Source organism: Ruania halotolerans, from assembly GCF_021049285.1.
Classification (GTDB): Bacteria; Actinomycetota; Actinomycetes; order Actinomycetales; family Beutenbergiaceae; genus Ruania; species Ruania halotolerans.
Genome location: NZ_CP088017.1, coordinates 3,745,138 through 3,771,260, shown reverse-complemented (window position 1 = coordinate 3,771,260; position 26,123 = coordinate 3,745,138). Strand labels below are relative to the sequence as shown.

The following is a 26,123-nucleotide window of genomic DNA, read 5'->3' as shown; positions in this document are numbered from 1 at the left end:
GCGCCTCCTCCAGCAATGATACAGTCGTACCAAATGATACGACTGTATCAAGGAGAGATCATGCACGCCCGGCTCGTTCTGTGGGTCGCCTGTACTGCTCAACTGCTGGTGGTGCTCGACGTCTCCGTGGTGAACGTTGCACTGCCGTCCATCCAGGCGGAGCTCGAGTTCGGTCCGACGACGGCCTCATGGGTCGCCATGGCCTACTGCGTCACTTTCGCTGGCGTGCTGCTCGTGGCCGCACGTCTGGCAGACGCACTCGGCGCCGAGCGAGTCCTCGTCGGTGGTGTGGCGTTCTTCGCCGTGACGAGCGCCGCGGGCGGGTTCGCTACCGACGGCGCGATGCTGATCGGGGCCCGAGCGGGCCAGGGTCTCGCCGCGGCCGCGATCTCGCCGGCCACGTTCACCCTCCTGACCGTCACGTACCCGGAGGGTCGCGAGCGGACGCAGGCGATCGCCGTCTGGACTGCGGTCAGCGTGGCGGGCGGCGGCGTGGGCAACGTCGTGAGCGGATTACTCACCGAGCTGATCTCCTGGCGGGCGGTCCTGCTCATCAACCTGCCGATTGGCCTCGCGATCGTGTTGGCAGCCGGTGCGCTGGCTCGGCGGGCGATCAGCCGCCCCCGTGCCGTGCCGGTGAGTCTCACCGCGGTGGCGCTCGCGATCGGTGGCTTTACCTGCGCGATCCTCGCGCTCTCCATGGTGGGCGCGAGCACTGTGTCGATTCCCGTCGCAACGGCAATGGTGAGCGTGGTGTTCTTCGCCCTGCTCGGCCTGCACCAGCACCGCGCTGCGCACCCGTTGGTTCCGCCCGGGCTGCTGCGCAGGCGAGGGATCGCGCTCGGCAACATCGCGACGTTCCTCACCGCCGCGTGTTTCCAAGTGGGGATCTGGTACTTCCTCACTTACCGCATGCAGACCCGCTGGGACTACACCCCGCTCCAGGCCGGATTGGCCTTCTTGCCCCTGACCGGCACATTGATCGCCGTGAACCTGTGGGTGGTCCCTCGATTGATGGGACGTATCGGTGCGCGCCCCCTGATCGTGGCCGGTGCCCTGACGGCGTCCCTCGGCCTGGTCTGGCAGTCCGTGGCCGAGCACGGGGGCTTCCTCCTCATGATCGCGGCACCGGCGGCCGTGATCGGGGCGGGTGGGGGCTTGATGAACACCCCGCTGGCTGCCGTCGTCACCAGTCGTGTCGTCAGCTCGGAGGCGGGGGCTGCCTCGGGTCTGATGAACACGGCCAAGCAGTTCGGTGGCGCGATGGGGCTGGCGGCGGCAACGGTCGCGGTCGCGGCAGCAGGCACGGATCGAGTGGCGTTCCTTCTGATGGCCGCGCTGCTCGCCCTTGTCGCGCTCGTGGCCGTCGGGCTGCCCGCGCCGGGGGTGGTCGCCCGCGCGGTCCCGCCGCCCCGCGAACCGGCGAGGCCGTAGCGTTGCCGCGGTCCGCTATTCGCCCTTCCTCGCCGCGAGAATCTCCAGGTAGTGCGGGTTGTGCATCACACCGAGCACATTGCCGAACGGGTCCACGACGGAAGCGGTGGTGAATCCTGCCTCCCTGGGGGTGACGGGCTCATACTCAATTGCCCCCATCGCCAGCAGCCGCTCCACCGTGGCGCTCAGGTCGTCGACGTGCCAGAACATCACCGCGCCACCGGGGGGATTGGCGGCGCCGCGGGGAGCGTATCGGCGGTCGATGAAGCCGAGCTCGTCCTCATCGTCGCCGATGCGGAACTCCAGATATGCCGGCGCGGCGGGAGGCGGCGGGAATGCGTAGTACGGCTCCATCCCGAGCAGCTCGATGTACCAGTCGCGTGCCGCAGCCATGTCGTCGGCGTAAAAGCTGATCGTGGCGAATCCTCGGAACATCAGTACTCCATGGGCGGGGCGGCTCGTGCGGCCGCCGTGTGCATCCATAGTGCGCAGGTAAAGTGCTCATCTATTGATCACTTTTTCGAGAGATCATGGTGAGATGCGCGCGGATCGGTTGGTCGCCACCCTCCTGCTGATGCAGACGCGCGGCCGGGTGACCGCGGCTGAGCTTGCCTCGGAACTCGAAGTGTCGGTGGCCACCGCTCGCCGGGACCTGGAGGCACTGTCCGCGGCCGGTGTGCCGGTCTACTCCCAGCCTGGCCGCGGTGGTGGGTGGATGCTGCTCGGCGGTGCGCGGACGGACCTGACCGGTCTCACCTCCGCTGAGGTGAGAGCACTGTTCCTCTCGGCCGGGCCGGGTTCATCCGTTGCGCCCCCGGTCCGGTCGGCGTTGCGCAAGCTGATGCAGGCGTTGCCGGAGACGTTCCGGGCCGACGCGCAGGCCGCGGCTGACGCCGTCGTGGTCGACGCCGCGGGGTGGGGCGAGCGCAGTCGAGAACCCGCGGCTCATGTGGGGGTGCTGGAAGACGCCCTGGTGCGCCGGCGCAAGGTCGCGCTCGACTACGTCGGCCGTGACCGCCGCCGCAGGCGTCGACTCGTCGATCCGTGGGGTCTGGTGAGCAAAGATGATGTCTGGTACTTGGTGGCCGGTACGGAGAGCGGCCGCCGAACGTTCCGCGCCGATCGAATTGTTGCCGCCACCGTGATTGACGAGCCCGCCGATCAGCCTGCCGATCTCGACCTGGCCAGCGAGTGGGAGCGTGTGGTCGAGTCGGTGGAGCAGCGACGATCCGCCGTCACGGCGACGGCCCTCGCGGCGGCCGGAGTGCTGCCGGTGCTGCAGAGCCAGTTCGGCCGACACTGCGAGGTGCTCGACACACTCGAGGATGGCCGCGTCCGTGTCCGGCTCCGCGCCCACATGGCTCGATCGATTGCCGAGCACACCGCTGGTTTGGGTGCCGCCGTGGAGGTTCTCGAACCGGAGGAAGTGCGAGCCGAGCTCGCCTGCCTCGGGCGAGAGCTCGTGGGCCAGTATGGCTCCGACTGATCGGGACGCCGTCGGACCACCGGCTCAGGCTGGACGGGCCCGGTGCTCGGTCTCGACCTCCCGGCTGAGTACGGCGCCCCAGGCGTCCATCGCCGTCACGACCTCGCGCAGCGACGCCCCGAGCCCGGTGAGGCTGTACTCCACACGGGGTGGGACCTCGGCGTAGACCTCCCGGTGTATGAGGCCGTCAGTTTCGAGTTCGCGCAGCTGGCGGGCCAGTGTCCGCTCGCTCACCGGGCCGACCGCGCGACGCAACTCGCCAAACCGCAACGTACCGGTGAGCAGATGTTTCACGATGGTCAGCTTCCACGCTCCACCGACGGCGCTGATCGCCACCTCGACGGGACAGACCGCGAGGGCATTCACCACTGATGTGCGCATGACCTCCATACTTACACATCTGTGGGTACCTGCAAGTGAAGACTGTACTTGTATGTACTCGATGTACTACGTCTGATGGAGGCATGACTGACACCTCATCCACTCTCTGGATCTCCGCACACCCCACGGGCCGCTCACTCAATGGTGCCTTGCAGGAGGCGGGCGTGGCGCACCTGAGCCGGGATCACGCCGTCGCCACCTCGGACCTGTACGCCATGGGCTGGCAGGCGGCCTTGACCGAACAGGACTTGGGGGCCGCCGTCGGGCAGGACGAATCGGCCACCTTCGGCGCCCGTACCCGCCAGGCGCACCTGAACGGCACGCTTGCCCCCGAGATCCGCGCCGAACAGGAAAAACTGCGGGCTGCTGACCTGCTTGTGCTGCAGTTCCCGCTCTGGTGGGGCGGGATGCCGGCGATCCTCAAGGGCTGGGTGGACAGGGTCTTCGTGAATGGATTCGCGTTCAACGTCACCAACGAGACCGGGCGCACCCTCAAGTACGGCGAGGGTGGACTGGAGGGCAAGCGTGCACTCGTGGTGGTCACCGCGGGCGACCGGGAACTCTCGTTCGCGGCCGGGGGAGTGAACGGACATCTGGAGGCGCTGCTGTTCCCGGTGCTGCACGGGATCCTCTGGTACACCGGCATCCAGCCGCTGCGTCCGCACTTGATTGCCGCCACCGACCGGCGTGAGTTCGCCGGACTGGACGTCGAGCGTGATCGATTGCTCGCGCGACTGGATCACCTCGATGGCGAGGCGCCGATCGACTATCGCACGTTGCGTCACGGCGGCTACGACCGCGACCAGCGGCTCATCACCGGCGCCGCGCCGCTCGACCTGGGCATCCACGAGTGCGTGGCAGCTCCCGTGTGATCGACAGTCGCTCCTCCGCGCGCTCCGCAGCCAGATCGCACGTGGAGTGACCCGAGTTCGGTTGCGTTGTTCCGCGCCAGAACTGCTCAATACCCCGCAGGCTGACTACCGCCGCCTGGCCACGGTCCAGCCGTGCGGTCCCACCACCAGCTCGTCGCCGTCGAGTCCGCAGTCTCGGCCGGCCAGGTACGCTCCCGGCGCGGGATCTGCGATCCGTACCTGCTCGTCGCCGATGTTGAGCGAGACGATCAATGCCTCCCCGGACGCGCCGGTCACTTCCAGCGTGATCACGTCATTGCCGACGGCGACCGTCCGGGTTCGGGCTGTGTGTAGCCATGGGTGCCGCCTGCGCAGGCCGATCAGCTCCTGGTGCAAGGAGAGAATCTCCGTGTTGGCGCCCGGGATCTCTTGGACGTTCGCGCTGGCTGGGAAGCTGGGTCGGATCGCATCGTCCCCGCCGACCCGTTCTTCCTTGACCGCGCGCAGGCCCAACTCATCGCCGTAATAGACCGACGGCGTGCCGGCGAGCGTGAACAGCAGCGCGAGCGCGTGCGGGAGGTGGCGCTCGTCCTCGATCTGGCTGGCGATCCGCGTCACGTCGTGGTTACCCACGAAGGTGTACGGCACGAACGCGTCCAGGAAGGTGTTGTGCCGGCCAAGCGCGTGGTCGAGCTCGTGGAAGTTGTGATCGGCGATGGAATGCCAGATGCCCTGCCACAACTCGTACTGGGTGACGGCGTCCATGCCTCCGTCCCGGACGAATGTGGCGTAGTCGCCGTGCAGCACCTCTCCCATCACGTAGACGTGCGGATGGCGCTCGCGGACGGCGGGCAGCACGGTGGTCCAGAACTCGACAGGCACCGTATAGGCGGCGTCGAGACGCCACGCATCCACGCCCCGGTCGCACCAATAGGTCATGACCTCGGTGACCAACCCAGCCACCTCGGGTGCCGCATGGTTCAGCGTGATCAGGCCGCCGTGCCCCTCGAAGGCGACCAGTCCGCCGTCGGGGTCCTTCTTGAACAGGCGCCCCTCAGCAGCCGACGGGCTCTCCCGGGCGGTGTGCAGCGCAGGGAAGTCTGGTCCCACGTGATTGAAGACTCCGTCGAGCATCACGTCGATGCCCTTCGCGTGGGCGGCCTCGATCAACTCGACGAGGTCGTCCTCGGTACCCAGGCGCGGGTCGATTCGGAAGTAGTCGATCGTGTCGTAACCGTGCGTGGAGGAGTCGAAGATCGGTCCGAGCGCGAGGCCATTGGCACCTAATTCGAGCAGGTGATCCACCCACTGAGTCAGGGCAGGCAACCGGGTGGTCGGGGTGCGGTCGGCGCCGGTGGTGTCCGCGCCCACGAACCCCAGGGGATAGACATGCCACCAGATCAGGTTCTCGGCCGAGCTCATACGCCAACGTACAACGCGGTCCGCTGGCGAGGGTGGCCTCAGTGTCGTAGGCCGGCCATTTCGCGACACTGATGTCACCCTGGGGGATTCGGATACCGTCGATCAGGTGTGCGGCGAGGGTGATGTGGTTCTCGAGATCAACGGGGCGGTCACCGACGCCGAGCTGAACGCCCTACATGCGATCTGTTCGGCCACCGGTTGGCCCCGTCGATTTGTCTATCCCCACACCGTGACCGGTGGGTCACTCCCCCTGCCCGATCTCCACGCGTGAACGCCGTCGCGCGCGAAGGAGTAGATCAGGAAACCCAGCGCCAAGGCGCAGGCGAGTGCCGCAAGGGGGGCGGGGGTGATGGGCGCGAGGGTTGCCACCAGCACGCCACCTTGGAAGCCAGCAATCCGCCGTCGGGACGGGCGGTGCGCCAGGGGACGATTCAACGGTGGGGCCCACCAACTGAGGACTACCCACAGGTACCGCATCAGGCCGATCACGAGCACCCACCAGCCGACTGTTGCGGCAGCGATGACGGAGACTGCGAGAACAAAGACGGCATCTGCCTCCACGTCGAAACGTCCGCCTTCCGCCGAGGCAGTGCCAGAGCGACGGGCCACGATTCCGTCCAGGCCATCCATCACCCACGCGATCAGCGCCACCACGAAGATCGGCCATGACTGTGCGCTCAGGCCCGCCGGCAGCAAGAGTGCGTATCCCGCGCAACCGCCGATGAGGCCGGTGCGCAGAAGTGTCACCTCATCGCCCGGAAGGAATCGACCTCCCGCCGTGCGCCGGTTCACCAGGATCGACGCAACGAGCGGGACGGCGGCGCCGGCGAGTATCGCGAGGATCACGCCAGCCGGGGGGATGGGCTTAACGTGCGCGAGGATGAGCAGGAGCAGCACGGGAAGCACGGTCGCGACCAACCGCACGGCGGCAGCCGAGCCTCGGCCAGTCACCGTCGGGGAGGTATCAGTGCATCGGTACGGCTGCACGTGCGGTGGTGGGCCCTGTGCTCATCGGTGGTCACGTCCTCCAACGTATCCGGACCGGACGCGCTGGTCAGGGCGAGATCAGGTGAGCGACACCTTGCGGTTCCATGAGTGGACGCTCCACCCCAGGCAGACCCCGGTGATTATGAGCAGGGCCGGCACGAAGCCGACGGGCATGACGTTCGCGCTGCTACCGGCCGCGATCTCGGCGAAGAGCTCGAACTGCACGATACCGAGTTGGTCGCCGTTCAGTCCGACCGCCAGCGGCACCGCTGCGAATGACGCGAATGTGACGATCTGGGTGGTGACGTACAGGACCAGCCAGACGACCACCGGCCCACCGATGCCCCACCTGTTCAAGGGGGCCTGGCTGCCGATGGAAGCGGCGAAGAAGTAGTGCACCGGCCAGACGAGGATCAATGCTATGAGGGCCAGCACTGCAGCGAGGACGAGCCAGGTCGGCGCCACGTCGATCAGTGTTTGCCACGCTTCACGAATCGAAGTGAGGATCTGCGCGGGTTGCCCGCCCGTCCCTCTGGCAACGGCCGGTGCGACCGCCAAGGTCAGCCCGAGGGTCAACGCCGCCCCCGCCAGGGACACCACCCAGGCCCAGATGATCTTTGCCCAGTAGATCGTGGATCCTCGCACCGGCAGCGTCTGCGTGAGATAGCCCGTGCGGCCGTAGCTGGAGCGCCAGTACTCGATGGCGAGCACAAGCTGTGTGGCTGGTAAGAGGCCGAACACCGCGACCACGCAGGCAAGGACTCCGACGGCCGCGATGACCGGCCAGCCGGTCGCGGCGAGGAGCGCCCCGACGGTAGCGACCAGGACGGCTGCCCCGAGAATGAGCGCGAGCAGGCCCCGGGTTCGCAGGAACTCGTGTTTGAGGAGTGTGCTCATGAGCCGTACACCTTCCGGAAGAGCTGGTCGAGGCTGGCTTGGTGCTCAGCGCGCAGGTCGTCGACCTGCCCGGTGAGCAAGACCTTGCCGCGGCGCATCATCACCACCGAGTCCAGGGTGGCTTCGAGGTCATGGATCAGGTGGGTGGCGATCAGCAGCAGCGAGTCCTCGTTGAGGTTGCGCAGGATGCCGTCGAGAATGCCCTGGCGCGCGGCCGGGTCAACGCCAGAGATCGGCTCGTCGAGCAGATAGACCCGGGCCTGGCGGGCCATGGCCAGCGTGATCTGCACTTTCTCGCGCATGCCCTTGGACATCTCCTTGAGCCGCATTGACTCGGGAAGTCCGAAGAAGTCGAGCAGGTCGCCGGCCTTCGCGCGGTCGAAATCGGCGAAGAAGTCGCCGTACAGGTCGAGGCAGTAGCTCACCCGGACCCGGTCCGGGAGCGCGCTGCGGTCGGGCAGGTAACTTGTGATGGCCTTGGATTGCGGGCCGGGGGAGTGCCCGCCTAAGGAGATCTCGCCGGTGTAGTCGGCATAGACGCCGGCGAGCGCCTTCAGCAGTGTCGACTTCCCGCAGCCGTTCTCGCCGAGCAGACCGACGATCTGGCCGGCCGGGAGGTTGAGGTTGAGCCGGTCCACGGCGGTGTGGTTGCCGTAGCGGATCGTCAGGTCGCGGATTTGCAGGAGCGGCTCGTTGCCTGGCATCGCCGGCTCACGCTCCCGGGCTGTGGTCGCTGTGGTCGTCATCGCTGTGCCATCTCTCCTTGATCAGTTGCTGTGCCTGACTTGCAGGCATCCCGAGCCCTCGGGCACGGCGCACGTACTCATCGGCTGCTTCCTGGGCCAGCTCGGCGCGAAGGGTGTCGATCCGGGCCTCATCTGAAGTGACGAACCGGCCCGAGGTCCGCTCCGAGTGGCACAGGCCTTGTCGCTCCAGTTCGGCCAATGCCCGCTGGACGGTGTTCGGGTTGACGCCCAGTTCTGCGGCGAGTTCGCGGACACCGGAGATCCTCGCGCCCGGTGGCCACGCCCAGGTGACGATGCGCCGGGAGAACTCCGCCACGAGCTGGCCCCAGATCGGGGACGCGGTGTCGAACTCCATCAGAGCCTCTCGTATCACTGTATTAAGCGCTCAATACAATGACACAGCGAGGCGCATGTGGTCAAGCCTGAAGACGCGCTCTCGGCAACGTAATCAACCAAATGGTTGACAAGCGATCGACAGCGGATCTACGCTCACTGTATTCAACCAATTAGTTGAGGAGGTGATCCTGTGGCCGATCAACTCTCTCGGGTGTTCCAAGCCCTGGCTGACGAGACCCGGCGGGATCTGGTGGCCCGGCTCGCCTCGGGTGACAAGACGGTCGGCGACCTGGCCGAGCCGTACGAGATGAGCCTGCAGGCGGTGTCCAAGCATGTGCGCGTCCTCGAAGACGCCGGGCTGGTGAGCCGGAGCCGAGACGCGCAGAAGCGGCCGGTTCACCTGGAAGCCGAAGTGCTCAGCCTGATGACGAAATGGATCGAGCGCTATCGGCGGGAAGCGGAGGAACGTTTCCAACGCCTGGACGCCGTCCTGGCCGAGATGGCCGACGGCGAGCACAACGCGACGGGCCCCACGACGGGGGCCACGACCAACGAAGGAGCAGCATCATGAGCAAAGAAGCAACGATCGACGCCGATCCGAACCTCCCGGTGATCACGATCACGCGCGAGTTCGACGCTCCACCGGAGCGGGTTTACCGTGCCTGGGCCGAGCCCGAGCTGGTCAAGCGCTGGATGGGCCCGCGATCGGTCGAGATGGACATCGCGACCTGGGACTGCCAGACCGGGGGTAGTTACCGCTACAACGCCATCCAGAACGGTGAGGTGGTAGCGCACTTCTTCGGGTGCTTCCACGATGCGATCCCTGGGGAAAAACTCGTGCAGACCTTTGGCTTCGAGGAGATGCGGGACGCCGTCGCGCTGGAGATCATGACGTTTGAACCGCTCGAGGGCGGCCGCACGCGGATCGTGGCGAAGTCGATCGTGGAGTCGATGGAGGCGCAGCAGGGCATGCTGGCCAGCGGTATGGAGATCGGCATCAACGAGGGATACGAGAAGCTCGACGAGCTCCTCGCCGAGGGCGTGGCATGAACCCGGCGCAGGAGCACCGCCGGGTCGCCAGCACCTTCACAGACCGGGCGCGCGGCGCCGTCGACTGGGACGCCCCCGCACCCGTGGAGGGCTGGGCGGCACGGGACGTGGTGCGCCACCTCGTCACCTGGTTCCCCGAGTTCCTCAAGGTCGGCGCCGATATCGAACTGCCGGTCGGCCCTTCCGTGGACGAGGATCCGGTGGCTGCCTGGCAGGTGCACGCCGATGGCGTGCAGGCGGTGCTCGATGATCCGGCGACGGCGGAGCGCACCTTCTCTCATCCCCACATCGGCGAGCTTCCACTCGCCCAGGCGATCGACCAGTTCTACACGGGCGACGTCTTCATGCATACCTGGGACCTGGCTCGCGCGACAGGGCAAGACGAGACGCTGGATCCGGACAAGTGTCAGGCGATGCTTGAGGGGATGGAGCCGATGGAGGAGCTGATTCGCTCCAGCGGCCAGTACGGTCCGCGCGTGGAGGTGCCGGAGGGTTCTGACGCCCAGACCCGTCTGCTGGGGTTCATCGGGCGGGATCCGTTGGGCTGAGATCGGCCGGCCTCAGGATTGGGCAAGGTTGCGGTCGCTCCAGGTGGAGGAACGGCCACAACCTTGCCCTGATGGGCAAGTGGGCACGCCCGGCTGTCCACAGGCTGGGCAGGCGCTGTAGTCAGGTCATGAGACTTGTGGCTGAATGAAGCCATGCCAGCGACTGCCTACCTGACCGGACTCGGCCGGTACCTGCCCGGCGAACCGGTATCGAACGAGGCGGTCGCGAGCCGGTTGGGCGGCCTTGACCGCCGAACTGAGCGGATCCGCGAGCGAATCCAGAAGGCCAACGGCATCCGGCAGCGCTACTACGCGATGGATACCGACGGCCGCACCACCGAGCTCAACGAGGAACTCGCAGTCCACGCGCTCCAGGACGCGCTGGCCGATCGCGGGATCGCCGCGGCGGACCTGGGCATGCTGGCTTGCGCCACCACCCAGGGTGATCTGCTCGTACCCGGCTTCGCCTCGATGGTGCACGGCCGGCTCGGCGGCGGTCCGATGCAGGTGCTCACTGCCGCAGGAGTCTGTGCTTCCAGCATGGCTGCGCTCGACGCAGCCGTGAGCAAGGTGAGGCTCGGCGACCACCCACGGGCCGCCGTCGTGGGCTCTGAGCTGGCCAGCCGCTGGTTGCACCAGCGGCGGTTCGATGGGGTCAAGGACCACCTGGACGCCCACTTCCTCCGGTGGATGCTTTCCGACGGCGCAGGTGCCGCGGTGGTCGAGTTCCAGCCACGACCCGACCGGCCCTCCTTGCGGGTGGACTGGGTGCGCCAGGTCTCCCTCGCGCACGAGCACGAGGTCTGCATGCGGGCAGGCCTGGATGGCGGGTCAGCCGTTGCCGGCCGCACCTGGCAGGACTTCGAGGATGTGGCATCGGCAGAGCGTGCCGGTCTGATGCAGATCCGGCAGGAGACCAAGGTGCTGGACGAACTCGCCGCCGCGGGTTTGGCACAGTTCGAGGAACTCGTGGATCTGGGCCTGGTGGACCTGAAGAAGCTCGATCACGTGATCTGCCACTACAGCACGAACGTCTTCCGCGATCTGGTCTTCGACGCCCTGAGTGCGCGAATCCCCGGCCTCGACCAGAGCCGATGGTTCTCCAACCTCGAGACCTGCGGGAACACCGGCGCGGCCAGCATCTTCATCGCGCTGGAGGAGGCGTGGCGCACCGAGCGACTCGCCCCAGGCGAGACCGTGCTGCTTGCCGTTCCTGAGTCGGGCCGGTTCTCGTTCGGCTTCGCCCACCTGACCGTTGTTGAGCCACGAAGGAGCACGAGATGACCACCGAGACTGTTGAGGGCTACCGCCCGCCGGAGCCGGATCAGGCCAGCCTCCTGGCCCGGCTGGCCGATGTGTGGACCGAGTTCGAGGCGCAGCTGGCTGACGTGCCGATTCTGCGGGCGCTCGCCGACGGCGATGTGAGCGTTGCGGACTACCAGCGGCTGCTGCACAACCTGCGCCAGCAGGTGGTGGACGGGTCGCTCTGGATCGCGCGGGCTGCCTCGAACTTCGATATGGACCACTTCGACCTGCGCTCGGCGGCCATCTCCCACGCACTGGAGGAGCACCGCGACCACCTGTTGCTGGAACGGGACTACGTGGCCGTGGGCGGCTCGCTCGAGCAGCTGCGCGCGGGCCGCAAGAACATCGGCTCGCAGGCGCTCTCGGGCTACATGTTCCACCAGGCGAGCCAGCCGAACCCGATCGGGTGCCTGGGGGCGATGTTCATCATCGAAGGGCTCGGCGCGCAGAAGGCGCTGGCCTGGGCCGAGCGGTTCCAGGAGGTGCTCGGACTGGCCGACAACCAGGTCCACTTCATGCGCTACCACCAGGAGGCCGACGCCGAGCACACCGGCACGCTCGACGCGATTCTGACCTCCGACCGGATCGATGGCCCGGCGGGCGACGCGATCGTCTCCTGCGCCAGAGTGGTCGCCCGGCTCTATGTCATGCAGCTCACCGAACTGGATCAGGTCTGAGATGCCGCCAGAGTTCGTCAAATCTGACCCCAGCATGTGGGAGGCGATCTACGCCGACCCCTCCATCCCTCTCGATCGCCCGCTGGTGCGGATGATCATCAAAGATCAGCGCCGGGTGTCCCGGCGCTACCTCTACCCGATCGCACGCATCGTCTCGCGCGTTCTCGTGGCCGTGATCTCGATCTTGAAGAGGTTGGCCCCGGGCCGGTGGATGTCGCTGCGCACGATGGACGCGCTGTGCCTGTGGTTCCTGCGCCGGTTCGTCGCTCCCGATGCCGTGGAGTTGCTGATCCGGCACTTCGTGGTGGAGACCAACCTGGTGAACTTCATCATCCGGAACACTCCGGCCGATATCGAGCCGGTCACGCTCCGCCCGACGACGTTGGCCGGCTTGGGTGACAACGCGGTGGTGGAGCACGACATCAACGTCTACGACGTGCTCATCGCGCTGGAAGGGGTGGATGTCGAGGCGCCGGAACGCTTGGACTTCTCCCACCTGGACGTGCCTGCATTGGACCCCGAACGCCGTCACCCGCGCCTGATGCGCCTGGACATCCAGACGGCGCTGTGCCTGATGAACATCCCGTTCTGCATCGCGCTCAGCCTGGAGGAGTTCCGGCGGGCGATCCACTCGCTGCGCTTCGACGACTCCTTCCTGGAGATCCTCGCGGTGCTCACCAAGGACGAGACTTATCGGCACTGGAAGATGGGCGGGCTGAGTCTGTGGATGGACACCAATGTGGACGTCCCGCAGCTGGTCTACCGGCATGCGCTGGTGTGCGAGTACGCGCATGCGCATCTGAGCAAGATCGCCGACGGCGGCCGCTAGGACACGGCGCTGATGGCCCATTCCTAGCCCTGCGAGGGTGCCCGTCGCGACGGACCCAGCGACTGCGTTCGAGTTCCGACACTCCTCCGCTCGACTGCAACGCCGGTCGCTAGTGTTCGCATGTGCGAACGCTCGAAGTGCGCCGTCACTCGCTGACGAAGAAGGGCTCGACGCGCGAGGCGGGCTCCCTGCTCAGCGGCGAGGGAGTCAGCCGAGAGCGGCAACTCAGCGTCGAGCTTCATGCCATCAGCTACGTCGTGACGGGTCCTGACAGACGACATCTCGAGACTGCGATCGCGATTGGCTTCGTGGTGGACGCGATGATCGAATGGCCGTCCGGATACATTCCTGCGGTCATCGAGCACCACGACCAGTGGTGCTGGGAGCGCCCCTTCGAACGGTACGCCCACCTCCTCAGGACCCACAGCCCGCTTCGGTAGGTGGCTCAAGCCCACCTGGGTCATTGGCTCAGCGCCGTCCGCTAGGTGGCTCCAGCAGAGACGGCTATCTCATCCGGAGGCTCGATCGAACCCGCCCTCGTCGCGGCCAGCCCAGATGACGATCACGCTAGCTGGGGAGCCACCCTCCATCAGCTCCAGGGTGCCACTCTCACCTTTGATGACGACCGATGCGTTGCCGTCACCATCCGGCGCTGACCCCACCCGAATTGCTCGCTGGGCTGTGTCCGGCTCCATCAAAGTCGGTGGATTCTGGTGACCAGCTGGCGTTCCTCAGGTGGGCGCAACCCATGACGCCGTGTAGCGCCAGAACAAGCCGCGACGCATGCGAATACCTGGCAGTACCTCGTTGGCAATGGTGCGAATCTCGTCGAAGGTCTCGGTCGCCTGGGCCGTGGGGGCCCGCATGTGCGCGGGGGGCTTCGTGGCGCGCGTGGGGTGGAGCACAAAGCCGACGATGGGATTGAGCGCGAGAGAGATTAGGGACCGCACTGTGTCGTGGGAAGTCTCTTTCGCGAGTCCGACGATCACGATTCTTCCACCAGGTTGGAGCGCCGAGCGGGCCTGGCGAAGCGTTGCTCTCAGCGGCATGTGATGTAGTGACGCGACGAACAGGATCAGGTCGTACTTCTGATGTGACTCATCTCCAAAACTCTGCTGATCGATCCGAGCGCTTTTCGAGTCTCGGAGCCTGTGGGCAGCAATCGCGGCAGTCTCGGCGTCGGGCTCGATGCCGATCACCGAGGGGAGAACTGCCGTCAGACGCTGCACCATATGCCCGGTGCCGCAGCCCACGTCTACTGCCGTTGTACCGCCACGGCGGCGTACAGCTCTCGCCTGCCCGAGCACGAACCACGCGAAAGCAACGTTGTGCGACCAAGGGTGAGATGCGTTAAAGGAGTTGAGCGCGGCGAGCAATCCCATCGCAACAGCGTAGGCAATCCAGCGCGCAGGCTGCCGCCACGAAATTGTTGGTATCCGCAACGGACGGAGCTGGTGGTCTACGGTCAGCTCGGGGAACGACGTTCGGTATCTGCTCGTCGGCTGGCACGGACATGGATGAACAGGTGCTCGAACAGGCAAATCGGTGCGCCACCACTCCGTCGTCAGTGCGCCGTCGACATAGCGCCACGCGGGCCCGGATGTTCTTCCGTGTCCAGCGGTCCCACGGACGGTGGCTTGCGAGACAAAGACTGGGGCATCGACCGCGGCGAAGCGCCATAGCAGGATGGGTCGATGCGTACGGTCCTCGGCATAGGTGTCTCAACTGAGTTGATCCGCAGGTGGCGACGCTGGTACGCCCCTACTCGTCAGCCGTTTCCTACCGATCGGCTCGCGCCGACGATCGCTGCCCAAGTTCCGAAGCATGAATCTGCCGGATCGGCGGAGTGGCGTGACACGTTCTTCATGTATGGCGGGGAGTGGACGTGGCTCACTGAGGAGGAGGTCGCTGGGCTCGCCCCACGTGTACGACGCTCACTGATGGCGGGGCGGCGACGAGCCATGTCGCCCAAACCACAACCACTCTGGCCTTCGCAGCTGGCGCGCGTAGGCGACGGGCCGATGATCGATTGGATCGAGCGTGGCGTGCGGCCGAGTCAGCACGATCACGTTCCGGCCGACTGTTGGCGACGAGCCGACGCGCCGCTTCCGGCCGCACGCCTCCTGGCCGGTAGCTTCCCGATGACGGGGTCCGGCGCGAACTGTTTCGCGACCGTGGTTGGAGCGGTCGAGGGGCCTGACGCCGCCAGTGATTGGATGCAGCTGGAAACCTTCGCGGCGTGGCTCTCGGATCGGACGAGGCCGATCGAGGGCACGAGCCGCGATCATGAGCCAGGCACGGTGTTGGTGTGGACCGAGAACGGATCGCTTGCTCACGCGGCCGTGACGATCGGTGAGGGTTGGACGCTCTGCAAGCCCTCGCAGGCATGGTCATCGCCGCGATTGGTCTGGACTGTCCGCCAGACCGTGCAGGCGTGGCGCTTCCACGGCACCCGACTTTCGCGTCATCGCCTAGTGTGAAGGCCACCCATGGGGACGCAAATCAATGGACGGCACTTGGGCATTGAGTTCAAGGCGCACATCACTCACGGCGCCTCGGGAACATCGGCGGGCGCGAGCGGGCGGAACGGGCGCCACCCATCGGCACTAGCCGATACGGCGAGCTTGAATCAGGAATCATTGGCTGTTGCGACAGCAACTCGCTAGGAGCGAGTCCTCGATAAGTGCCAGGGCAGTGGAGCATCAGGTCGAAGGGCCTGGCCGCGTACCGGCAGTGGTGCCTCTTGCCGTGCGACGACTCCACGCCCAGCGGGAGGTTTACAGACCTCGGCGCTCCAATGCCTCCGCGTAGCGCGGCGGCTCTTTGTCGAGCACGCGGTTGAGCAGATCAGCACGACCGTGGTTCTCGACGTACTCGCCCACGGCCTGTCGGGCGACGTCCTGCATCGAGCGCGACTTGCGCGCAACTCGGCGCCGGACCGCGTCGGCCTCGGCATCGCCAGAGGCGCAGAGTCGTGTCATCGGCACTCTCACGCTAGTTAGCGTGAAACCGAGCCGTCGATAGGGCGTCGGTCCGATCGAGCGAAGGGCGGTTGCCGCCGCCCCGGGCCCGTGAACCCGTTGCCACCGCCTCCGGAATAGTTTCGCTGCCTTCATAGTTGAGCGAAACAGACTCAAGTTCGAGCTTCTCGATTTGATCTTCAGATCTGATCGGCTCACACTTGAGTGCGGAAGACTCAACTAGTCGCATCCGGTACCGCCGGAGCGGAAGGAGCTGGAACCATGGCACGAGCCGTTGGTATCGACCTCGGCACCACGAACTCTGTGGTCTCTGTCCTCGAAGGTGGCGAGCCCACCGTCATCGCCAACGCTGAGGGCGCCCGTACGACGCCGTCGGTGGTGGCCTTCTCCAAGACCGGCGAGGTGCTCGTCGGCGAGGTCGCCAAGCGGCAGGCCGTCACGAACGTGGACCGCACCATCAGCTCGGTCAAGCGTCACATGGGCACCGATTGGGCCACGGAGATTGACGACAAGAAGTACACCGCACAGGAGATCTCCGCGCGCATCCTCGGCAAGCTGAAGAAGGACGCTGAGTCCTACCTCGGCGAGCCGGTCACCGACGCGGTCATCACCGTCCCGGCCTACTTCAACGACGCCGAGCGCCAGGCTACGAAGGACGCCGGTCAGGTCGCGGGCCTGAACGTCTCCCGCATCATCAATGAGCCCACCGCCGCCGCCCTCGCCTACGGCCTCGAGAAGGGCAAGGAAGACGAGCTCATCCTGGTCTTCGACCTCGGTGGCGGTACCTTCGACGTCTCCCTGCTCGAAGTGGGCAAGGACGAGGACGAGTTCTCCACCATCCAGGTGCGCGCCACCAACGGTGACAACCGCCTCGGTGGTGACGACTGGGACCAGCGCATCGTCGACTGGCTGGTCACCCAGGTGAAGAACAGCAGCGGCGTGGACCTGTCCAAGGACAAGATCGCCGTGCAGCGTCTGCGCGAGGCTGCCGAGCAGGCCAAGAAGGAACTCTCCTCGGCCACGTCCACGAACATCTCGCTGCAGTACCTCTCGATGAGCGAGAACGGTCCGATCCACCTCGACGAGCGCCTCACCCGCGCCCAGTTCGAGCAGATGACCTCGGACCTGCTGGACCGCACCAAGACCCCGTTCCACAACGTGATCAAGGACGCGGGCATCTCCATCTCCGAGATCGACCACGTGGTCCTCGTGGGTGGTTCCACCCGCATGCCCGCGGTCACCGAGGTGGTCAAGGAGCTCACCGGTGGCAAGGACCCCAACAAGGGCGTCAACCCGGACGAGGTAGTGGCCGTCGGCGCCGCACTGCAGGCCGGTGTTCTCCAGGGTGAGCGCACCGACGTGCTGCTCATCGACGTCACCCCGCTCTCCCTCGGTATCGAAACCAAGGGTGGCGTGATGACCAAGCTCATCGAGCGCAACACGGCCATCCCGACCAAGCGCAGTGAGGTCTTCTCCACCGCTGAGGACAACCAGCCCAGCGTGCTCATCCAGGTGTTCCAGGGTGAGCGTGAGTTCGCCCGGGACAACAAGCCGCTCGGTACCTTTGAACTCACCGGGATCGCACCGGCCCCCCGCGGGATGCCGCAGATCGAGGTCACCTTCGATATCGACGCCAACGGCATCGTGCACGTCAACGCCAAGGACCGTGGCACCGGCCAGGAGCAGTCCATGACGATCACCGGCGGATCCGCCCTTGAGAAGGACGAGATCGACCGGATGATCAAGGAGGCCGAGGCGCACGCCGCAGAGGACGCCAAGCGCCGCGAAGAGGCCGACACCCGCAACTCGGCCGAGCAGTTCGTCTACTCCACGGAGAAGCTACTCACCGACAATGCCGAGAAGCTTCCCGAGGATGTCTCCGCCGAGGTGCGTACGGACGTTGACGCCCTCAAGGCCGCACTCGAGGGCGACGACATCGAGGCGATCAAGGCCGCCCAGAGCAAGCTCGGTGAGTCCAGCCAGAAGATCGGCCAGGCCCTCTACGCCCAGCAGGAGGCGCCCGCCGAAGGTGCATCCGAGGGTGAAGCCCCCAGCGAGGGGACGCCGTCGGAAGACGAGGACATCGTGGACGCCGAGATCGTGGACGAGGATGAGAAGAAGTGAGCGATGCCGAACAGCCGGTGATCCGGGATAAACGCAGGCTCGACCCCACCACGGGTGAGCTCCGCACGGCCGAGGAGGTGGCCGCGGCGGATGCTGCGGCCACCGCCGCGGCCGAACGCGCCGCTGAGGCTGGCGCGTTGCCTGGTGAGGAGCCCGACGGCGGAGCCTCGGAAACGCCCGATCTTGCCTCGGCCGGGGCTGCTTCAGGCGCCACGGATGCTGACGACCCGGTGGCCGCAGCCAAAGCCGAAGCTGCCGACCTGCAGGATCAGCTCGCACGAGCCAAGGCGGACCTGTACAACCTGGACCAGCGCTTCAATCAGTTCGTGAAGCGCTCCCGGGTGGAAGTGCAGGCCGAGAAGCTCCGGGGTGTGGAGTCGGTGGTCGAGGCGCTGGTGCCGGTGCTCGATGACGTCGACGCCGCACGCGCGCATGGCGGCCTCGAAGGCCCGTTGGCCGCCGTGGTGGAGAAACTTGAATCCACCCTGACCACCCGGTTCGAGGTGGAGCGGTTCGGCGCAGTGGGCGAGGAATTCGACCCGAATGTGCACGAAGCGCTCATGCACGCGGCGAGCGACGAGGTCGAGTCCGAGACGGTCACTCAGGTTCTCCAGCCCGGCTACCGGGTGGGCGAGCGCGTGGTGCGCCCCGCCCGCGTGGCGGTGACCGGACCGCAGTGACGCAGCAGCTGCCGCCCGGGGGCGGGACCAGCAGGAACGCAGGAGGAAGAATGATCGAAGGAGGTGTGGCGCGATGACCGGGCAGGATTGGCTGGAGAAGGATTTCTACGCAACGCTCGGCGTGCCCAAGGACGCCGACGCCGCCGCGATCAAGAAGGCCTACCGCAAGCTGGCCCGCACCTGGCACCCGGACAAGAACACGGGTGATGCCAAGGCGGAGCAGAAGTTCAAGGAGATCGGCGAGGCCTACGGGGTACTTTCCGATCCCGAGCAGCGCAAACAGTACGACGGGCTACGCGCCATGGCCGGAGGCGGACCGCGGTTCGCCTCCGGCCCAGGCGGGGCCGGGGCGAACGGGTTCGAAGACCTGTTCGGCGGCATGTTCGGCGGCGCACCCGGGCAGGGCGCGCCTGGCGGTGCCCGCGTGCGCTACACCACCAGCGGTGGACCCGGCGGGATGCCCGGGGGAGGGTTTGAGGATCTGCTCGGCGGACTTTTCGGTGGCGCGCCAGGCGGTCCGGGCGGCCCGGCAGGGTTCTCCCGCAATGCCCCGGTCAAGGGTGGCGACATCACCACCTCGGCCTCACTACCGTTTCGATCCGCTGTCGAAGGTGCCACTGTCACGCTGACTCTCGACGGCTCACGCACCATGACCGTGCGAATCCCGGCCGGGGTGCGTGACGGACAGAAGATCAAGCTCGCCGGCAAGGGACAGCCCAGCCCTTCCGGTGGCCCCGCCGGTGACCTGATCGTCACCGTCAACGTGGAGCCGCACCCCGTCTTCGGTATGAACGGGAAGAACCTCACGATCACCGTGCCGGTGACCTTCCCCGAGGCAGTGAACGGCGCCACGATCTCGGTACCCACGCTCGCCGGAGACGAGGTGCGACTCAAGGTGCCACCCGGTACTCAGTCCGGCACCCGATTGCGGGCCAAGGGTCGCGGCGTGCGGACCAAATCCGGCACCGGTGACCTGATCGTCACCATCGAGGTGGCCGTTCCACGCAACCTCAACAAGGCAGCAACTGAGGCGCTCGCCGCTTTCGCCGAGGCGAGCGACGGAACCGACCCTCGTGCGCACCTGGCCGCCTCAGCGAAGGCCTGATCGACGATGGCGGCCTACGACGCACCGATCTTCCTGATCTCGGTGGCTGCCGAACGTGCCGGGATGCACCCGCAGACATTGCGCCAGTACGACCGGCTCGGTCTCGTGGTGCCGCGCCGCGCGCGTGGCCAGGGCCGGCGCTACTCCGCGCGAGACGTGGACGTACTCCGTGAGGTGCAACGACTCTCCCAAGAGGAGGGCATCAACCTCGCGGGAATCAAACGAATTCTGGAACTCGCAGGAGAGAACGAACGCCTTGAGGTGGAGAATCTCCGTCTGCGCGAGCGAGCGGGCCTCTCTCGTCGCGTCTTCACCGCCGATGCCGCCGGCGATGTGGTGGCCGTGCCGCTAGGTACCCGCTTGCGGCGGGTCGAGCAGTCGAACGCCCTCGTGGTCTGGCGGCCGCACCGCTGATGCCCCCAGTGCTCGCCACGGGCGGACGGCGGTCGTTAGGGTCGAGGTAGCACGCGTCTGTCGAGGATGCGTCGTCTCTGGAGGTCACAGTGTCCTATGCCCCGCCACCGCCCGGTGGCCAGAACGACCCGAATCAGAACCCGCAGCCGCCCCAGCCCAGCGGGCCCCCGCCGGGGTCAGTCCCGCAGCCGCCGCCGGGGACGCCCTCGTTCGGCGCGGCTTCGGGGCAGCACCCACCTGCCGGTGCACCGTCCTACGGCGCTCCATCGGGCCAGCAACCACCCGGAGCCCCGCACTCCTATGGCGCGGCCTCCGGGCAGCCACCGCAGGCACCGCCTCCGGCCGGACCGGGCGGCTATGGTCAGCCAATGGGCTACCCGCAGCAGCCGGACGCCGGGCAGTACGGTCAGCCGAAGGCCAGCGGCTTCTTCAGTGCCTTCTTCGACTTCAGCTTCTCCCGCTACGTCACCCTGACCTTCGCGAAGGTCATCTTCGTGATCGCGATCATCATCGCGATCCTGTGGTGGTTGGGCATCATCATCGGCGGCTTCGGTGCCGGTGCGCTCAGCAGCATGGCGAACCCCTACGGCCGCAGTGACGGCGGCGGCGCCATCCTCGGTGTGCTCGCCATCCTCTTCGGCTGGATCCCTCCGGCGTTGTTCCTGGTGGGTGTGCGGGTCGGCCTCGAGTTCGTGGTCGCCACCATCAAGACCTCACAGAACACGTCGATCCTCGCTGAGCGGGAATAGGTAGCAGACCCGGTGCTAGCGCTGACCGTTCGGTAGCACCGGGTCACTGCCCGAGGTCAGGGCGCCGCACGTAGGGGTCGGATAGCCGACGTACTCGGCGACCACTCCCTCGAACAGCACCGTTCCGCCGTGCCGGCCCGGCCCGGGGCCGAGATCGATCAGCCAGTCGGCGTGCCGGATCACGTCCAGGTTGTGCTCGATGACGACGACTGTGTGACCGTGATCGAGGAGCCGGTCGAGGACCTGTAGCAGGGTCTCGATATCCCTCATGTGCAGCCCGGTGGTGGGCTCGTCGAGCACGTAGGTGGTGACGTGGTTTGCCTGGCGGAGTTCCTTGGCGATCTTGACTCGTTGGCACTCGCCTCCCGAGAGGGTGTTCAAGGACTGCCCGAGGCGTAGGTAGCCCATGCCGACGTCGGCGAGTTGGCGTAGCGCTCTGGCGATGCGCTCGTCGGGGAGTTGCCCGATGGCTTGCTCTACGGTCAGATCGTCGACATCGGCGATCGAATGCCCGTTCACGGTGTGCGCGAGCGCCTCGGGTGTGAAGCGTCGGCCGTGGCAGGTCTCGCACGTCACTTCCTGGCCGTCCATGAATGCCAGATCGGTGTAGATGACGCCGAGGCCTTTGCAGTCGGGGCACCCACCCTCGGAGTTGGCGCTGAACAGACTAGGTCGGACGTGGTTGCGCGTGGCGAACAGCGTGCGGATCGCGGGGGCGATGCCCGTGTACGTGATGGGGGTGGAACGGCGGTTGGTACTGACCGGTCGCTGATCCACCACGGTTGCCTCATGACGGGACACCAGTTCCGTGGCGAGACTGGACTTCCCCGAGCCGGCAACTCCGGTCAGCACGGTCATCACGCCGGTGGGGAACGCGACCGTGATGTCTCGCAGGTTGTTCCGATTGGCATGGGCGACCGTGACGCTCCCGCTGGCGGGCCGGGGCCGGCGGGTCGGCGGCGCAGGTACGGTGAGCGCTCGGCCCGTGGGGGTGTCGGAGCCGCGGAGCGCAGTGAAATTGCCCTGGAAGACGAGTTCCCCTCCTGCCTCGCCCGCACCGGGCCCGATCTCGATGATCTGGTCCGCGCGGGCCATGACGGCCGGATCGTGTTCGACAACAACGATGCTGTTGCCCAGGTCACGGAGTCGTTCCAGGAGTTCGATCATCGATTCCACATCGGTGGGGTGCAGTCCGACGGTGGGTTCGTCGACGATGTAGGTCATTTCGGTCAGGCTCGAGCCGAGGTGTTTGACGGTCTTGATCCGTTGTGACTCTCCACCCGAGAGGCTGGTGGTGGCGCGTGCAAGGGTGAGGTAGCCGAGCCCGATCGTGACCATCGCCTCCAACTTGGCCGTCAGCGCTGCAACCACGGGCGCCACCCGGGGGGAGTCGATCGCGCGCGCGAGGTCGAGAAGTTCGGAGATCTCCACGCGCGCCATCTCCCCGATAGTGCGGTTGAGCACCGTGGCGGTTCGTGCGGCCTCGTTCAGCCTGTCCCCGGCGCAGTCCGGGCACGTGTCGGCACGGGTGAATCGGCGGATGGTCTCTTGCTTACGCTCGGACAGGTTGTCCGAGGTATGCAGGTAGATACGCTCGAATCGTTCGACGACGCCTTCGTAACCATCAGGGGGCCGGTGCCCCAGAGTCGCGGCCGCCTGGCCGCCGTAGAGAAGCGCTTCGCGTTCGGCAACGCTCCACTCCCGCAGCGGCGTATGGGCATCGAAGGCGCCGATGTCGGCGTACTGGGCGTACCAGTAGCCACCGTCGCCGAAGCCGGGCAGCCGAATGGCGCCATCGGCGAGGGACTTGCCGAGGTCCAGGAAGCGATCGACGGCGCTGACCACCACCTCGCCGATCCCGGAGCAGGTGGGGCACATACCGGCGGGTTCGTTGAAGGAGAAGTGGTTCGATTCGCCCACGTGGGGCGTACTGATCCGGGAGAACAGCAGGCGCAGGTAGGTCCAGGCGTCGGTGACGGTACCGACGGTCGAGCGCGCATTGCCACCGATCCGGCGCTGATCGATCACGATGACCGGGGTGAGGCCTTGGATGTGCTCGACGTCCGGCCGAGTCCACTTCGGCAGCCGATTCCTGGCGAACGGGGGGAAGGTCTCGTTGAGCTGAAACCCGGCCTCGGCGGCGATCGTGTCGAACACCAGTGACGACTTGCCCGATCCGGACACACCGACGACGACCACCAACTGATTGCGCGGGATGTCGATGTCCAGATCGGCGAGATTGTTGGTGCGGGTCCGGCGAAGGGAGATCATGCGATCGGTCATAGCGGTCACGCTAGGGCCAGATGTGGCCAGATCGTGACCGGATTTTATGGAACGATCAGGGAATGGCGGACGTCACCGAACGCATGTTGGCACTGTTGTCCACGTTGCAGTCAGGACGGTCGTTCAGTGCCGAGGAGTTGACCGGGCGCTTGGAGATCAGCCCGCGGACTCTGCGCCGTGACATCGAACGGCTCCGGGGGTACGGATATCCCGTGCAGACCCGGCCGGGTCCGGGCGGGTACTACCGGCTGGTCGCGGGCCGCTCGATGCCCCCACTCGTGCTGGACGATGACGAAGCGATCGCCACGTCCATCGCATTGGCCACGCTGGCGGCCGTCGGCGAGCCGACCGACGGGGGAATCGATGCAGCCGCGACTCGCGCCTACGGAAAGCTGGACCAGTTCCTTCCCGCGCGACTGCGCCCTCAACTGGCGTCCATCCGCGCGAGCCTGGAGACGAGCCAGCAACGTGCACCGAGCCTGACGGCGCACCAGATTGCCACTGTCGCCGAGGCGATCGCCGGACGGGAAACGCTCACGTTCGGTTATACCGATGCCCGTGGCGATCGCTCCGATCGACGCGTGGAGCCCTACCGCCAAGTGCACCACCTGCTGCGTTGGTACCTGATGGCGTTTGACCTGGAGCGTGAGGACTGGCGGGTGTTCCGCCTCGACCGGATCGCCGACCCGCGGCGGACGGGCCAGCGATACCACCAGCGCGATCTGCCCGCCGACTCGGCCCTTGACTACCTGCGCCACGGAATGGCCACCGGCAAGGAGCCGGTCACGCTCATCGTGGACGCACCGGCGGCGGACGTGGCAGACGTGCTGAAATACCAGGACGCCGAGATCAACTCAGTGCCGAGTGGGCAGACCAGAGTCACGCTCACGCCGGACTCCTGGCACTGGCTCGTGCTGAACCTGGCATTCCTGGGGGCCGATTTCCGGATCGAGGCCGGCGCGCACGCTCGTCGCGCATGCCGCACCTTCGGTGAACGGCTCGTCGCTGCGGCGTCTGGGGCCACCTGCTGACAGGCGCGCAGGTGAGCGCGGGAGCATGGGGGCCGCTATTGTCGCATGGAATGTATGCGCATACACTCGCGTAAGACTTGTTCGCGAAGAAGGGAACACACCATGCGCGTACGACTCATCGCTGTGCTGACCGGGGCCGCATTGGCCCTGATGCCGGCAGCAGCATCGGCGGATGCCGGCGGCGGAAGACGCGACGACGGATCGAACGGGCAGTCGCCGGCGGCCTCGATGCCACCGTGGGCACAGTTCGATCGCAGCGATCGCGCCCACGTGCGCCAGTGGGCCGCCGACACCTGGGCTTCGATGGATGCGATGACCGTTCCCGAAACCGGCCTGCCCGCCGACAATATTGACGGTGACCTCTCCACCGAGAGTCGATCTGGCTACACTTCGCCCACGAACATCGGCTCGTACCTGTGGTCCTCCATCGTGGCTCGTGACCTGGGCCTGATCTCCCGGAGTGAGGCGCATGAGCGGATGTCGGTCACCCTGGGCACGCTGGCCGGGATGGAGCACCACGAGCCGAGCGGGATGTACTTCAACTGGTACGACGAGGCCACCGGAGACCTGATCGACGAGTTCGACTCGGGTGAGCAGATCAAGCATTTCGTCTCTACCGTGGACAACGGATGGCTGGCCGCCGCCTTCATGGTGGTGCGCAATGCGGAGCCGCGTCTGCGCGCCGAGGCGCAGGCGCTGCTCGATCAGATGGACTTCAGCTACTTCTACAACCCGGACGCGCGCGGGGGTGACCTGCCCGGGTGGAACCGCGGCGGCTTCTGGGTGGCCGATCCCGGCGAGGATCAGTGCTCTGCCCCAGCCAACTACGGCGACCCCGCCGGCGACGATCTTTACTACACCTGTCACCACTACGACGTGCTCAACTCCGAAACCCGGATCGCCGTCTACGTGGCCATCGCTCAGGGGCAGATCCCGCCGGAGGCGTACTTCTCCCTGTACCGCACCATGCCCACGGGCTGCGACTGGGCCTGGCAGGAACAGGAGCCCGTTGGTGAGACATCGACTCACCTGGGCATCGATGTCTATCAAGGCACCTACGGCTATGAGGAGATGCGGTTCGTCCCCACCTGGGGCGGCGCCATGTTCGAGGAGCTGATGCCGGACCTCTTCGTGCCCGAGGCGCGGTGGGGTGAGGACTCCTGGGCGGTGAACCATCCGGCCGCCGTCGAGACCCAGATCCGGCACGGGCAGGACGCCTACGGCTACTGGGGCTTCTCCCCGTCCTCGAACCCGCTCGGCGGATACCAGGCCTACGGGGTGGACCTGGCCGGGATGCAATCCGATGGATACGTCTCCGATGTGGAGGGCACTGACGCCGATATCGGCTACGGGGACTGCCGCGAGGCCGCCAACCCGAACCCGGAGTACGGCACCGGTGTGATGACCCCGCATGCCGCGTTCCTCGCCATGTACTACGCGCCGAACGACGCGCTCGAGAACCTCGATGCAATGGCCGAGGATCTGGGAGCATACGGGCCGGGCGGCTTCTACGACGCCGTCACCTCCGATGGCACCGTTGCCGAGCGCTACCTCTCCCTCGATCAGGGCATGGTGATGGGGGCGATCGGCAACGTCCTCGGCCACGATGCGTTACACCGGTACTTCGCTCGCGGTGAGGTGCGCGAGGTGCTGCAGCCCTTGCTCGAGCGGGAGGACTTCGGCGCGGTCGGCCCCGGCGGCCACTAGTCGCTCCATCCGCCCACCTCACTCGCATCGCACCCCCCATCCCCGCCGAGCGCAAACCTGTGCGGCTTTGACCAGGAATTAGCCGCACAGGTTTGCGCTC

At 66.5% G+C, this 26,123-nt stretch carries 27 protein-coding genes; 17 read left to right on the top strand and 10 right to left on the bottom strand.

All coding sequences use genetic code 11. The features are described 5' to 3' along the window. The first annotated feature begins 33 nt into the window (after nucleotides 1-33). Complete coding sequence (locus tag LQF10_RS17085; protein WP_231065012.1) at nucleotides 34-1,434, top strand: MFS transporter; 1,401 nt, start codon at nucleotides 34-36, stop codon at nucleotides 1,432-1,434. 15 nt (nucleotides 1,435-1,449) lie between these two features. On the opposite strand, the gene LQF10_RS17080 is transcribed toward LQF10_RS17085, so the two are convergent. Continuing rightward, nucleotides 1,450-1,869, bottom strand: coding sequence for a VOC family protein (locus LQF10_RS17080; protein WP_231065011.1), 420 nt, complete (start codon nucleotides 1,867-1,869; stop codon nucleotides 1,450-1,452). A gap of 103 nt (nucleotides 1,870-1,972) precedes the next feature. On the opposite strand from LQF10_RS17080, the gene LQF10_RS17075 reads away from it, so the two are divergent. Further along, a complete protein-coding gene (locus tag LQF10_RS17075; protein ID WP_231065010.1) occupies nucleotides 1,973-2,920 on the top strand; it encodes a helix-turn-helix transcriptional regulator in 948 nt (315 codons plus the stop codon). Between the two features lie 24 nt (nucleotides 2,921-2,944). Here the strand turns inward: LQF10_RS17075 and LQF10_RS17070 are convergent, their stop codons facing one another. Beyond that, nucleotides 2,945-3,301: a winged helix-turn-helix transcriptional regulator gene (locus tag LQF10_RS17070; protein ID WP_231065009.1), complete on the bottom strand. Its 357-nt coding sequence runs from the start codon at nucleotides 3,299-3,301 to the stop codon at nucleotides 2,945-2,947. Nucleotides 3,302-3,384: 83 nt separating this feature from the next. Between LQF10_RS17070 and LQF10_RS17065 the strand changes: the two genes are divergently transcribed. Continuing rightward, the gene (locus tag LQF10_RS17065) at nucleotides 3,385-4,173 is read left to right on the top strand and encodes an NAD(P)H-dependent oxidoreductase (RefSeq protein WP_231065008.1); all 789 of its coding nucleotides are present in this window, start codon (nucleotides 3,385-3,387) and stop codon (nucleotides 4,171-4,173) included. Between the two features lie 105 nt (nucleotides 4,174-4,278). On the opposite strand, the gene LQF10_RS17060 is transcribed toward LQF10_RS17065, so the two are convergent. The 5 genes from LQF10_RS17060 to LQF10_RS17040 all read right to left on the bottom strand — a co-directional run bounded on the left by LQF10_RS17060 (nucleotide 4,279) and on the right by LQF10_RS17040 (nucleotide 8,559). Then, a complete protein-coding gene (locus tag LQF10_RS17060) occupies nucleotides 4,279-5,574 on the bottom strand; it encodes an alpha-amylase family glycosyl hydrolase (protein ID WP_231065007.1) in 1,296 nt (431 codons plus the stop codon). 216 nt (nucleotides 5,575-5,790) lie between these two features. Beyond that, on the bottom strand, nucleotides 5,791-6,525 hold the full coding sequence (locus LQF10_RS17055) for a CDP-alcohol phosphatidyltransferase family protein (RefSeq protein WP_231065006.1): 735 nt from the start codon (nucleotides 6,523-6,525) through the stop codon (nucleotides 5,791-5,793). 114 nt (nucleotides 6,526-6,639) lie between these two features. Beyond that, a complete protein-coding gene (locus tag LQF10_RS17050) occupies nucleotides 6,640-7,458 on the bottom strand; it encodes a hypothetical protein (RefSeq protein WP_231065005.1) in 819 nt (272 codons plus the stop codon). Beyond that, nucleotides 7,455-8,204 (bottom strand): ABC transporter ATP-binding protein, encoded by a 750-nt coding sequence (locus LQF10_RS17045; RefSeq protein ID WP_231065004.1) that lies wholly within the window; start codon nucleotides 8,202-8,204, stop codon nucleotides 7,455-7,457. Before LQF10_RS17045 ends, LQF10_RS17050 begins: the two co-directional genes overlap by 4 nt. Continuing rightward, complete coding sequence (locus LQF10_RS17040; RefSeq protein ID WP_231065003.1) at nucleotides 8,170-8,559, bottom strand: GntR family transcriptional regulator; 390 nt, start codon at nucleotides 8,557-8,559, stop codon at nucleotides 8,170-8,172. The genes LQF10_RS17045 and LQF10_RS17040 overlap by 35 nt, the downstream gene beginning before the upstream one ends. A gap of 171 nt (nucleotides 8,560-8,730) precedes the next feature. Here LQF10_RS17040 and LQF10_RS17035 point away from each other — a divergent pair, with 171 nt between their 5' ends. From LQF10_RS17035 to LQF10_RS17005, 7 genes are all read left to right on the top strand, one after another. Then, the gene (locus tag LQF10_RS17035) at nucleotides 8,731-9,111 is read left to right on the top strand and encodes an ArsR/SmtB family transcription factor (RefSeq protein WP_231065002.1); all 381 of its coding nucleotides are present in this window, start codon (nucleotides 8,731-8,733) and stop codon (nucleotides 9,109-9,111) included. Then, on the top strand, nucleotides 9,108-9,590 hold the full coding sequence (locus LQF10_RS17030; RefSeq protein WP_231065001.1) for an SRPBCC family protein: 483 nt from the start codon (nucleotides 9,108-9,110) through the stop codon (nucleotides 9,588-9,590). The genes LQF10_RS17035 and LQF10_RS17030 overlap by 4 nt, the downstream gene beginning before the upstream one ends. Beyond that, nucleotides 9,587-10,138, top strand: coding sequence for a TIGR03086 family metal-binding protein (locus LQF10_RS17025; RefSeq protein WP_231065000.1), 552 nt, complete (start codon nucleotides 9,587-9,589; stop codon nucleotides 10,136-10,138). The genes LQF10_RS17030 and LQF10_RS17025 overlap by 4 nt, the downstream gene beginning before the upstream one ends. Before the next feature lie 153 nt (nucleotides 10,139-10,291). Then, a complete protein-coding gene (locus LQF10_RS17020) occupies nucleotides 10,292-11,422 on the top strand; it encodes a 3-oxoacyl-[acyl-carrier-protein] synthase III C-terminal domain-containing protein (RefSeq protein WP_231064999.1) in 1,131 nt (376 codons plus the stop codon). Beyond that, nucleotides 11,419-12,120, top strand: coding sequence for an iron-containing redox enzyme family protein (locus LQF10_RS17015; RefSeq protein WP_231064998.1), 702 nt, complete (start codon nucleotides 11,419-11,421; stop codon nucleotides 12,118-12,120). Before LQF10_RS17020 ends, LQF10_RS17015 begins: the two co-directional genes overlap by 4 nt. A 1-nt stretch (nucleotide 12,121) precedes the next feature. Then, complete coding sequence (locus tag LQF10_RS17010; protein WP_231064997.1) at nucleotides 12,122-12,949, top strand: DUF6999 family protein; 828 nt, start codon at nucleotides 12,122-12,124, stop codon at nucleotides 12,947-12,949. 122 nt (nucleotides 12,950-13,071) lie between these two features. After that, entirely contained in the window at nucleotides 13,072-13,389 is a 318-nt protein-coding gene (locus tag LQF10_RS17005; RefSeq protein ID WP_231064996.1) for a hypothetical protein, read from the top strand. Between the two features lie 291 nt (nucleotides 13,390-13,680). Here LQF10_RS17005 and LQF10_RS17000 read toward each other — a convergent pair whose 3' ends face one another. Beyond that, nucleotides 13,681-14,331, bottom strand: coding sequence for a class I SAM-dependent methyltransferase (locus LQF10_RS17000; RefSeq protein ID WP_231064995.1), 651 nt, complete (start codon nucleotides 14,329-14,331; stop codon nucleotides 13,681-13,683). A gap of 1,395 nt (nucleotides 14,332-15,726) precedes the next feature. Continuing rightward, the gene (locus LQF10_RS16995; protein WP_231064994.1) at nucleotides 15,727-15,930 is read right to left on the bottom strand and encodes a hypothetical protein; all 204 of its coding nucleotides are present in this window, start codon (nucleotides 15,928-15,930) and stop codon (nucleotides 15,727-15,729) included. Nucleotides 15,931-16,191: 261 nt separating this feature from the next. On the opposite strand from LQF10_RS16995, the gene dnaK reads away from it, so the two are divergent. From dnaK to LQF10_RS16970, 5 genes are all read left to right on the top strand, one after another. After that, the gene (gene dnaK, locus LQF10_RS16990) at nucleotides 16,192-18,054 is read left to right on the top strand and encodes a molecular chaperone DnaK (protein ID WP_231064993.1); all 1,863 of its coding nucleotides are present in this window, start codon (nucleotides 16,192-16,194) and stop codon (nucleotides 18,052-18,054) included. Beyond that, the gene (locus LQF10_RS16985; RefSeq protein ID WP_231064992.1) at nucleotides 18,051-18,734 is read left to right on the top strand and encodes a nucleotide exchange factor GrpE; all 684 of its coding nucleotides are present in this window, start codon (nucleotides 18,051-18,053) and stop codon (nucleotides 18,732-18,734) included. The genes dnaK and LQF10_RS16985 overlap by 4 nt, the downstream gene beginning before the upstream one ends. Nucleotides 18,735-18,807: 73 nt before the next feature. Next, the gene (locus LQF10_RS16980; protein ID WP_231064991.1) at nucleotides 18,808-19,839 is read left to right on the top strand and encodes a DnaJ C-terminal domain-containing protein; all 1,032 of its coding nucleotides are present in this window, start codon (nucleotides 18,808-18,810) and stop codon (nucleotides 19,837-19,839) included. Between the two features lie 6 nt (nucleotides 19,840-19,845). Further along, a complete protein-coding gene (locus tag LQF10_RS16975; protein ID WP_231064990.1) occupies nucleotides 19,846-20,253 on the top strand; it encodes a heat shock protein transcriptional repressor HspR in 408 nt (135 codons plus the stop codon). A gap of 368 nt (nucleotides 20,254-20,621) precedes the next feature. Then, nucleotides 20,622-21,002 carry a DUF4282 domain-containing protein gene (locus LQF10_RS16970; RefSeq protein ID WP_231064989.1) on the top strand — a complete coding sequence of 127 codons (381 nt, stop codon included), beginning with the start codon at nucleotides 20,622-20,624 and terminating at the stop codon, nucleotides 21,000-21,002. A gap of 15 nt (nucleotides 21,003-21,017) precedes the next feature. On the opposite strand, the gene LQF10_RS16965 is transcribed toward LQF10_RS16970, so the two are convergent. Beyond that, nucleotides 21,018-23,285 (bottom strand): ATP-binding cassette domain-containing protein, encoded by a 2,268-nt coding sequence (locus LQF10_RS16965; RefSeq protein ID WP_231064988.1) that lies wholly within the window; start codon nucleotides 23,283-23,285, stop codon nucleotides 21,018-21,020. A gap of 20 nt (nucleotides 23,286-23,305) precedes the next feature. Between LQF10_RS16965 and LQF10_RS16960 the strand changes: the two genes are divergently transcribed. Further along, the gene (locus tag LQF10_RS16960; RefSeq protein WP_231064987.1) at nucleotides 23,306-24,316 is read left to right on the top strand and encodes a helix-turn-helix transcriptional regulator; all 1,011 of its coding nucleotides are present in this window, start codon (nucleotides 23,306-23,308) and stop codon (nucleotides 24,314-24,316) included. Nucleotides 24,317-24,418: 102 nt separating this feature from the next. Continuing rightward, nucleotides 24,419-26,023, top strand: coding sequence for a glucoamylase family protein (locus LQF10_RS16955; protein WP_231064986.1), 1,605 nt, complete (start codon nucleotides 24,419-24,421; stop codon nucleotides 26,021-26,023). The last annotated feature ends 100 nt before the right edge of the window (nucleotides 26,024-26,123 follow it).